The following is a 1330-nucleotide window of genomic DNA, read 5'->3' as shown; positions in this document are numbered from 1 at the left end:
AGCGTTCTTCCTAACGTCAGACCTGTTTCGACTTCGTCGAGTTACTTGAAGGGACCAAGTAACCATGGGCTTGTCCCGTGACAACGGACGCCAAGAAGCTGGCTATTGAGCCGCCTTCCTCAAGCCTTTTGCATAGTCGTTCGGTGAACGATAGCCCAGCGTTGAGTGCAGTCGACTGCTGTTGTAAAACCCGTGGATGTAGCTTGCGATCGCTAAGTGGGCTTGCTGCTTGCTGGGGTATACCCGACAGGCTTCTTCTCGCTTGAGCGTGGCAAAGAAGCTTTCAGCCACAGCGTTATCCCAACAATTACCTTTGCGGCTCATGCTCTGCGTGATGCCTTTTTTGGCCAGTGCCAGGCGGAATTTGCTGCTTGCATACTGACGACCTTGATCAGAGTGGAACACAACGCCACAAAGCCCAAGGCATGCGCTCCAGGCGTTTGTGAAGGCTCGCTCAACCAGATCGTCCGGCATCCGATCCGCCAGGCTGTAACCCAGCACCTGACGGGTCTGGATGCTCAATACCACTGCCAGATACAACCAGCCCTCCCGGGTGGCGACGTAGGTGATATCGCTGACCCAGGTGGGTGTAGGGCTGCTCGCAGAGAACTGTCGAGCCAGCACATTGTCCGCTACGGGTAGGTAATGGTGGCTATCGGTCGTACAGGGCCGGAAACCACCTTTGCCTTTACCCTGGATGTGCTCCTCGTGCATCAGCCGAGCTACCCGCTTGTGGCCCACCGCATGTGCCTGTTGGCGCAGAGCTTCGACGAGTCGTGGCCGGCCGTACGTATTCCGGCTGGCCGCATAGGCCTCACGCAAATCGATACGAATCTGAGCATCGCGATCTGGACGGCCTTGTCGATGCTGATAGTCGTAGAACCCTGAAACTGAGACACCCATTACCCGGCACAGCAATCGCACAGGATATTGAGTCCGTTCACGAGCGACGAAGGCGTATCTCACCTGGACTCTCTGGCGAAGAATACCGCCGCCTTTTTTAGAATTTCACGCTCCAGTTTGAGCTCGGCATTTTCAGCCCTGAGTCGCGCCAGTTCACTATCGTCTTTAGAGACTGGCCGTCGCTCGGGAGAGCTTAATGGATGGCCCTTGCGAGAGGCATCGACCCAGTTATCCAAGGTCTTCACGGGGATCTCAAGTTGTCGGGCAGCCTCGGTTCTCCCGAGCGTTTGCGCCAAGGCAACAGCTTGGATTTTGAACTCTTCGGTGTAGCTGCGATAGGTTTTGATAGACATGGCAACCTCCAAGTGAACGATTGAAGTATCGCTTCTTGGCGTCCGTTGTCACGGGACAGGCCCACCAAGTCCTT

The 1330-nt window shown here is 55.8% G+C and carries 2 protein-coding genes; both read right to left on the bottom strand.

The window, feature by feature from the left end; translation table 11 throughout:
• Positions 1 to 102: 102 nt before the first annotated feature.
• Positions 103 to 966, bottom strand: coding sequence for an IS3 family transposase (locus tag AC1MEK_RS29820; protein WP_480399843.1), 864 nt, complete (start codon positions 964 to 966; stop codon positions 103 to 105).
• Complete coding sequence (locus tag AC1MEK_RS29815; RefSeq protein WP_480399842.1) at positions 963 to 1256, bottom strand: transposase; 294 nt, start codon at positions 1254 to 1256, stop codon at positions 963 to 965. Before AC1MEK_RS29815 ends, AC1MEK_RS29820 begins: the two co-directional genes overlap by 4 nt.
• Positions 1257 to 1330 lie beyond the last annotated feature (74 nt).

Source organism: Pseudomonas sp. 2 (assembly GCF_056627435.1).
The sequence above is the reverse complement of the archived record's forward strand: the minus strand, read 5'-3'. Positions and strand labels throughout refer to the sequence as shown.

Excerpts from the sequence above, each read along its gene's own strand:
- AC1MEK_RS29815 (WP_480399842.1), bottom strand. The coding sequence starts at position 1,256 with ATGTCTATCAAAACCTATCGCAGCTACACCGAAGAGTTCAAAATCCAA.